7 protein-coding genes are annotated in these 7,824 nt (G+C 66.1%); 1 reads left to right on the plus strand and 6 read right to left on the minus strand.

Annotated features, from left to right (window positions below):
* Positions 1-47: 47 nt before the first annotated feature.
* Together M3I54_RS15650 and M3I54_RS15655 are read right to left on the minus strand one after the other, a co-directional pair.
* The gene (locus tag M3I54_RS15650; protein ID WP_254337315.1) at positions 48-848 is read right to left on the minus strand and encodes a family 1 encapsulin nanocompartment shell protein; all 801 of its coding nucleotides are present in this window, start codon (positions 846-848) and stop codon (positions 48-50) included.
* Positions 841-1,926 (minus strand): Dyp-type peroxidase, encoded by a 1,086-nt coding sequence (locus tag M3I54_RS15655; protein WP_254337317.1) that lies wholly within the window; start codon positions 1,924-1,926, stop codon positions 841-843. Before M3I54_RS15655 ends, M3I54_RS15650 begins: the two co-directional genes overlap by 8 nt.
* A 249-nt stretch (positions 1,927-2,175) precedes the next feature.
* On the opposite strand from M3I54_RS15655, the gene M3I54_RS15660 reads away from it, so the two are divergent.
* The gene (locus M3I54_RS15660; protein WP_254337319.1) at positions 2,176-2,448 is read left to right on the plus strand and encodes a hypothetical protein; all 273 of its coding nucleotides are present in this window, start codon (positions 2,176-2,178) and stop codon (positions 2,446-2,448) included.
* Between the two features lie 16 nt (positions 2,449-2,464).
* Here M3I54_RS15660 and M3I54_RS15665 read toward each other — a convergent pair whose 3' ends face one another.
* The 4 genes from M3I54_RS15665 to M3I54_RS15680 form a co-directional block, all read right to left on the minus strand.
* Entirely contained in the window at positions 2,465-4,627 is a 2,163-nt protein-coding gene (locus tag M3I54_RS15665) for a VTT domain-containing protein (RefSeq protein WP_254337321.1), read from the minus strand.
* Between the two features lie 149 nt (positions 4,628-4,776).
* Positions 4,777-6,468 (minus strand): cation acetate symporter, encoded by a 1,692-nt coding sequence (locus M3I54_RS15670; protein WP_302058966.1) that lies wholly within the window; start codon positions 6,466-6,468, stop codon positions 4,777-4,779.
* Positions 6,465-6,788 carry a DUF485 domain-containing protein gene (locus M3I54_RS15675; RefSeq protein WP_254337324.1) on the minus strand — a complete coding sequence of 108 codons (324 nt, stop codon included), beginning with the start codon at positions 6,786-6,788 and terminating at the stop codon, positions 6,465-6,467. The genes M3I54_RS15670 and M3I54_RS15675 overlap by 4 nt, the downstream gene beginning before the upstream one ends.
* A 204-nt stretch (positions 6,789-6,992) precedes the next feature.
* Positions 6,993-7,824, minus strand: an 832-nt coding sequence (locus M3I54_RS15680) for an electron transfer flavoprotein subunit alpha/FixB family protein (RefSeq protein WP_254337326.1), incomplete at its 5' end; no start/stop codon positions are given.

Below are 7,824 nucleotides of genomic sequence, written 5' to 3' on the forward strand. Positions count from 1 at the left end.
TCAAAAAAAGCGCCCCTTTTTCATCGCCTGCAGAAATCAGCGCAAGCTTACTCCGGCTTCACCGCCACCGAAGCCTCGGCAGTCAGCATCATGAACGTGAAGCTCTCCTGCAGATAGAGCTTCACGCTCCGGTCGTCATGCGACGAATACCCGATCGACACATCCTGACCGAGGTGGAACGCGAAATCCCCGCCACGCGTGCTCAGGATCGCGCCGCCTTCAATAGCCGGCGCCCAGATGATCTCGCCGTTCACGAGACGGCGAATGTGCTCGAGAATCGGATAACCCTGGTCGCTCGCTTCGCTCACCGCCGTGTAGGCGTCGGAGCCGAGCAGCACCGCATACGGGCCGTCCACGCCTTGCAGGCGCAACTGTTCGAGCGCCTTGGCGATGACCGTGGGGTAATCGGCGATATCGGCCGGCATTGGCAGGATCGGGTTCGACGAGCCTTCGCGAATGCCCGTGATCTGCGCGGCCGTGTAGCCGTCGAAAATCGCGCGGTCTTCCGCGAACGCGAGGCGCGTGGCCGCGTCCTTGGCCGGCTGCCAGTCGGAGTCTTCGGCGCCGCGCTCCACGTCGTCGATCGCCTCGCGCGAAAGTTCGAACGGCACGCGCAATTCCACGATCGCCTTCACTTCGCGCTGGCGCGCACGAATGCCTTCGAGCGGCGCTTCGATGCCGTTCTGGTGGCCGGTGCCGACTGCCGCGAGCGCCGGGCCGCCGGGGCCCTCGACGTCCACGACGCGGCGGCCCGCGAGCGAGCGCTTGAAGGTGCGCGCAACTTCTTCTTCGATTTGCGACCACGCGGCCGTGGAAATGGGCGCCAGCTCGCGATGGAGGTTATTCATACCGGGGTGCTCCTTTGAGGGATCCGATGGCGAGCGAGCCGTCCGCGCTGGGCGCGGCGGCAGACTCGGTTTCTGTTTCCGATGCATGGTCGGCGCTCACCTCGATGGTGGGTACGGCGCCCGGGTCGACTTCGGCGAGCGCTTCGAGCAGCGTCTGCGACGGCACGAAGAAGAGGCCCCCTGTGACGGCGCGGCTGAAGTCGAGCAGCCGGTCGTAGTTGCCGGGCGGCAAGCCGACGAACATGTTTTCGAGCATCTGTTCGATCGGCTCGGGCGAACGCGCGTAGCCGATGAAGTAGGTGCCGAATTCGGCCGAGCCGGGCCGGCCGAACGGCATGTTGTCGCGCAGGATTTTGATCTCGTTGCCCGCGTCGTCTTCGAGCGTGGTGAGCGAGCTGTGCGACCAGCTCGGCTTCACGGCTTCGTCGAGTTCGATGTCCTGGAGCTTAGTGCGGCCGATGATGTGCTCCTGCGCCTCCACGGAAAGCGCGTTCCAGCCTTTCATGTCGTGCATGTACTTCTGCACGAGCACGTAGCTACCGCCGCAGAATTCGGGATCTTCGTTTTCGCCGATCACCGTGAAGTGAACGGCTTCGTTGCCCGTCGGATTCTCGGTGCCGTCAACGAAGCCGATCATCGCGCGCATGTCGAAGTTGCGAAAGCCGTGCACCTCGTCCACGGTCGTGACCGCGCCTTCCAGGCGCGTCATGAGCTGGGTGGCCAGCTCGAAACACAGGTCGGTTTCATCGGCGCGAATGTGCAGCAGGATGTCACCGGGCGTGGCGATGGCTTTGCGCTCGCCCGTGCCGAATTCGCGGAACGGGTGCAGGCTGGCCGGGCGCGGCTCGCCGAACAGCTTATCCCATGCGTCGGATGAAAAGCCGACCACGCACGAGAGATTGCCGGCGGGTACGCGCTTGCCGACTGCGCGCACGAGGTTGGCGACGTCGGCGCACCAGGCGCGCACGGTGGCGCGGCTCGCGGCGTCTTCGTTGACGGTCGCCACGATGAAGAAGGCGTTGCGCGTGACGGCGCTGGAGACGGACTGCGGTTCCTGCGTGAGAGAGGCCGGCGTCATGATGTGGGGTATCGCTTCTGAGTCTTGAGTCGGGGTTGGGTTCTGCTGTGCCCGCATAGTTTAGCCAAACTCGGGGAAAACGGCCGTTTGCAGGCGAGTGGCTGCCCGTGCGAGGATGTGAAAGTGATATCGACGTGCCCTGACGGGCAGGCCGGAGTAAGCGCTGAAGCGCTAACTCCGGATCGGGAGCTATGCATGGGACCGGAGTAAGTGCTAAAGCACTAACTCCGGATCGACAGGAGACACACCATGTGGGACCACACCGAGCATGAAGGCTTCGAAATCTGGGTGCTGCCGATTCCGGCGTTCGGGCCGCGCGCGCCCGAGCCGCTGTTCCACTACAGCGGCTACATCTGCCGCCACGGCGCGGACGCCCATGTCGAAGGGCGCAGCGTGCGCTTTCACGACATGATGCGCAACTACACGGGCCCCGACGCCGCGCTCGACGCCGCCTACGCGGACGCCCGCAAGCGCATCGACCGCTTCCATGCCACGGGAAGATGGGGCGAGAGCACGGCCTGAGCCGTCAATTGCCCCTTCAGCGGCCGCCCTGCACGACCAGCTTCACGGGCCGCCCTTCGCAGCTCACGTCGCCCGGCAGCGCGAGCGTGCGCCAGCCCGCCGGCTGGCCGGGGGCGCTGAGGTCAGCGGCGTCGTCGGGGTAGGTCGTGACCATGTTGAACGGCCATGACCCGCGCCGCAGCCGCTCGTGGACGAGCGAGCCAACCCAGATCGGCGTGGGCTCTCCGTCGGTCGCGTGGCCATCGCCATTGCCGTTTCCATGACGCCGCGGCGCGAGCGCGTAGCCCGACGGCCAGAAGCGCAGCACGTCGCGGTGGGTGCCCGGCTCGCCGGTGTCGCCCGTGAGCCGGGCGCGGGAGAATACGAGCGGCGAGGGCAGGCCGTTGTTCAGCTTCGGCAGTAGCGGCAGCATCATCACGTCGATGTGCGGTGCAACGAGCGAAAGCACGCTCCTCACCGAAAACTGCGGACCCTCGCTCCAGCCGGCATCGCGCAGCGCCGCGCGCAGGTCCTCGGCGCGCGCGGCCCACTGGATCGTCATCGGTTCGCGCCGCGTGCCTTTCATGTCGAAGCGATAGCACGCGAGCGTTTTCCACTGTGAATCGCTCCACTGGAGCTGAGTGACGACGACGGGCGGCCGCTGGGCCGCCGGAGCGCTCGGCGGCACGAGATTGCGGCCGGCCGGCACCGTTTGCAGCAGAAAGGCGCCGACGAGCACGACTAGCGCGATGGGCGGCATGAAAACGCGCGCCGGCGGCCGCTGCGGATAACGCCAGAGCGACGTGAGCACGACGGCCGCCACCCAGATCGAGGCGAAGGCGGCGCCGCCGATGGCGTCGGAGAACAGGAAGCGGTCGAAGTAGAGTCCCGCGAACGCCACGGTCACCACAATCCCGTTGCCGACCGCGGCGACAAGCGCGGCCTCCAGCATGGTTGCGCGCCGCACGAGCAGGAACATCACGAACCCGTACACGATCACCATCGACGCCACGCGGTCGCTCGGGAACACATAGGCCTCGACGCTCTCGCCGAGCGGCGCGGAGTGGTGGATCACGAAGCGCAGGATCAGGATGAGCAACTGCGAAACGGCCGCCGCGAGCATCCAGTACACGATGGTGCGCCAGCGCCGCTCGCACAGCATCCAGATAGCCATGGTCGCGATGAGCGCCATGAGCGTCCAGCCGCTGCCGAGCGTTTCGACACGCACGAGTGCCGCGTCGGCCCAGGTGGTGCGGATCGACTGGAGGAATTGGCGCACCGACTGGTCGAGCTGCACGAGCGGCGCGCCGCGCAGTACATTGCCGAGCACATAGGAGAACACGGCCGCGCAGACGGGCACGAGGCCCGTGATGAAGACGATCGCGCCGAGCGCGGGCTGCGCCGGATCGAGCAGGCGCGCGAGGCGCCGCGAGGCGCGCCCGGGATGCTGCGCCGCCCACTCCGCCGCGCTGCGCCGCGACGAGCTGGCCCAGTTGTCGATGTGCAGGAGCAGCATGCGCACGAAGCGCCAGATGAGCCAGACCGCAAGCGCGACGAAAGCGATGATGACAACGAGCCGGAACGACACCGCGCCCGCAAGCTGGAGCGAGGCGCCGAACACCACGCCCGGCACGATATGCGCGGGCGCCCAGACCAGCGCGGAAAGCACGTTCATCACGAAAAAGCGCATGGGCGACATGCCCGCCATGCCCGCGACGATCGGCACGACGGCGCGCAGCGGCGCGACGAAGCGCGCGAGGATCACGCTGCGCGTGCCGTGGCTCGCAAAATATGCCTGCGCCCGCTCGAGAATGGCGGGGTGTTTGCTGAACGGCCACATCTGGGTGAGCGAGTCGCGGTAGCGATGGCCGATCCAGAAGCTCACGCCGTCGCCGGCCACGGCGCCCGCGATGGCGCAGACGAACAGCCAGCCGAGATTGATCGTGCCCGTGGCTGCGAACGCGCCGGCGATGAACATAGCCGTGCTACCGGGGATGAAAGTGCCAATGAGCGCGAGCGATTCGAGGAAGGCGGCGACCACGACAACGGCGAGCGTCCACGTGGCATGCGCGGCGAGCAGGTGCAACAAGTGGTCGTAGGCGTGCTCCATCGGCGGGCGGTTCGGTGCCGCGCAGGCGCGGCGGCGGTTGATCGGCGTGGGACGCGGCGGGCGGCGGCTGGCGAAGGAATCCCGTCTCATGCGCAATATAACCGGCTGCGCATTTGTGCGTACGGGGGCCGTGTCGGCGCTGCGGCGCCTGGCGAAAATGCGCCGCCAAAAGAATGTGCCCCGCAGCGCGGGCGCAATGCACACGCTGCAGGGCACAGGGCCAGGGGTAGTCGGGCGCCTCAGTGCTTCACGGCCTCCATCGGCAGGAGTCCGGTCTGCCCGTAGAACTCCTGCGCGGCGAACGCTTCGCGTTCCTTGCGTGCGCAAGCGCTGGCGTCGAGACGCGAGACGGCCCAGATGCCGAAAAATGCAAGCGGTACCGAAACCAGCGCAGGATTGTCGAGGAAAACCGGCGCATGCGCGTGATGGAGCACGTCCACCCAGACCGACTTCGAGAACAGCGTGAGCAATACCGAGGAGGCCAGCCCGAGCACGCCGCCTGCGACCGTGCCGCGCGTGGTCATGCCGCGCCAGAAGATCGACATGACGAGCACAGGGAAGTTGGCGCTCGCCGCCACGGCCGCGACGAGGCCGACGAGGAACGCCACATTCGCGTGCTCGAAGAGGATCCCGAGTGCGATCGCCACGGCGCTGAGCACGAGCGTCGCGACGCGCGAAATACGCATCTCGCGCTGCTCGTTCTTGCGTCCGCGCGCGAGCCAGCTTGCATAGAGATCGTGCGAGACCGTCGTGGCGCCCGAAAGCGTGAGGCCGGCCACGACGGCCAGGATCGTCGCGAACGTGACCGCCGCGATGAAGCCATAGAACGCGTTGCCGCCCACCGCCTGCGCGAGCTTGACGGCCACCATGTTCGAACCGCCAAGCAGATCGCTGGTGAGATTGAAGTGACCTGCCGCGTCGAGGCGGAAGAACTCGGGATGCTGCGCGAGCAGCGCGATCGCCGAAAAGCCGATCACGAACGTGAGCAGGTAGAAGTAGCCGATGAAGCCGGTGGCGTAAAACACCGACTTACGCGCCTCCTTCGCATTGGGTACAGTGAAAAAGCGCATCAGAATATGCGGAAAGCCAGCCGTGCCGAACATCAGCGCAATGCCGAGCGAAAGCGCATTGAGCGGGTCGCGGATCAGCTTGCCCGGCGCCATGATGGAGAGGGCGCCCGGATGCACGTTCACGGCCTGGCGGAACATTTCATTCGGGCTGAAGCCGAAGTGAGCCAGCGCGAGCACGGCCATGAAGGTCGCCCCGCACAGCAGGAGCGCCGCCTTGATGAGCTGTACCCACGTCGTGGCCTTCATGCCGCCGAAGTACACGTAGACCACCATCAGCACGCCCACGACGATTTCGGCAATCCAGTAGTCGAGGCCGAACAGCAGCTCGATGAGTTTGCCCGCGCCCACCATCTGCACGACCAGATAGAAGATCACGACCATCAGCGAATTGGCCGAGGTCATCAGGCGGATCGGCCCTTGCTCGAAGCGATACGCGACCACGTCGGCGAACGTGAACTTGCCGAGATTGCGGAGCGGCTCGGCAATCAGGAACATCACGAACGGCCAGCCGACGAGAAAGCCGATCGAGTAGATGAGTCCGTCGAAGCCGAACATGAACACCATGCCGGAGAGGCCGAGGAACGACGCCGCGGACATGTAGTCGCCCGCGATGGCGAGGCCGTTCTGCAACCCGCTGATGCCGCCGCCGCCCGTATAGAAGTCGCGCGTCGTGCGTGTGCGCCGCGCGGCCCATTGCGTGATGCCGAGCGTCACGAGCACGAATAGCAGGAACATGCCGATGGCGACGGGATTATGCTGATGCGCGGGCATGGGCGCCGCCGCGCCGGCCGGTACGTTTGCGCGGGCGAAGCCGCTGGCGGCTGCGAGCGCGAGTGCGCAGAAATAGCGGACTGACTTCATGCCTGCACCTCGTTCTGAAGCTTTGCGATCAGTGCGCGCATGGCCGGATCGAAGCGGCGGTTGGCGCGCAGCACGTAGAGGCCGGTGAGCGCGACGGCCACCATGATGATGCCCACGCCCACAACAATGCCGATGCTCGTAGTGGCGCCCGCATAGAGCGGATAGGCGAGACGATGCGGCGCGAGCGCGACGATCAGGATGAAGCCGTAATAGAGGGCGATCATGAGCGCAGTGAGCGTGAAGCTGAAGCGCCGGCGCACGGCGATGAGCTGCCGGTATTCGGGATGCGCCTTGATCGTGTCGATCGAGGTTGTGGTCATGCTGTCTCCTTGGTGCCGTCTCGTGCGAAGCACTGCGTGCTGTCTCACGGTGACGGACAAATGGTGTCGGGCGGCCCTCGAGGGCTGCCTGACGCTTTCCGGCCTTGTTGTTGTTTCTGCTAGATGGCCGCGCCGCTCGTGGGCGGCGCGGCTGGCGGGTGTCGTGGGCGCGCGCTCGATGCGCGTCTTGTGCCCTGCGCCGCCTCAGGCGAGCGTGTTCGCGAGTTCCGGCACGACCGTGAACAGATCGCCCACCAGACCGTAATCCGCCACGCTGAAGATCGGCGCTTCTTCGTCCTTGTTGATCGCGACGATCACCTTCGAGTCCTTCATGCCGGCCAGATGCTGGATCGCACCCGAGATGCCGACAGCCACGTAAAGCTGCGGCGCGACGATCTTGCCGGTTTGGCCGACCTGATAGTCGTTCGGCACGTAGCCAGCGTCGACGGCTGCGCGCGACGCGCCGAGTGCGGCGTTGAGCTTGTCCGCGAGCGGCTCCAGAACCTTCGTGTAGTTTTCGCCGCTGCCCAGACCCCGGCCACCCGAGACGATGATCTTCGCGCTCGTGAGTTCCGGACGGTCGAGCTTCGTCACTTCACGGCCGACGAACTGCGTGAGACCGCTGTCCGCCGCCGCTTCGAGCTTCTCGATCGCTGCGCTGCCGCCAACGGCCGCGACGGGATCGAAACCGGTCGTGCGTACCGTGATCACCTTGATCGGGTCGCTCGACTGGACGATTGCAATCGCGTTGCCCGCATAGATCGGGCGCTCGAACGTGTCCGGCGAATCCACGGCGGTGATGTCGCTGATCTGCGCGACGTCGAGCTTCGCGGCGATACGCGGCGTGACGTTCTTGCCCGCTGCCGTTGCCGGAGCCAGGATGTGCGTGTAGTTCTTCGCAATGCTCAGCACCGTTGCTTCGACGTTCTCAGCAAGGCCCTGCTCAAGTTGCGGCGCGTCGGCGAGCAGCACCTTTGCAACGCCTGCGATCTTCGCTGCCGCGTCCGCTGCAGCCTGCGCATTGTGGCCCGCGACC

Source organism: Paraburkholderia sp. CNPSo 3274, assembly GCF_024206475.1.
Lineage (GTDB): Bacteria > Pseudomonadota > Gammaproteobacteria > Burkholderiales > Burkholderiaceae > Paraburkholderia.

What these genes read in the sequence shown, in the direction of transcription:
- M3I54_RS15650 (WP_254337315.1), bottom strand. Translation starts at nt 848, where the DNA reads ATGAATAACCTCCATCGCGAGCTGGCGCCCATTTCCACGGCCGCGTGG.
- M3I54_RS15655 (WP_254337317.1), bottom strand. Translation starts at nt 1,926, where the DNA reads ATGACGCCGGCCTCTCTCACGCAGGAACCGCAGTCCGTCTCCAGCGCC.
- M3I54_RS15660 (WP_254337319.1), top strand. Translation starts at nt 2,176, where the DNA reads ATGTGGGACCACACCGAGCATGAAGGCTTCGAAATCTGGGTGCTGCCG.
- M3I54_RS15665 (WP_254337321.1), bottom strand. Translation starts at nt 4,627, where the DNA reads ATGAGACGGGATTCCTTCGCCAGCCGCCGCCCGCCGCGTCCCACGCCG.
- M3I54_RS15670 (WP_302058966.1), bottom strand. Translation starts at nt 6,468, where the DNA reads ATGAAGTCAGTCCGCTATTTCTGCGCACTCGCGCTCGCAGCCGCCAGC.
- M3I54_RS15675 (WP_254337324.1), bottom strand. Translation starts at nt 6,788, where the DNA reads ATGACCACAACCTCGATCGACACGATCAAGGCGCATCCCGAATACCGG.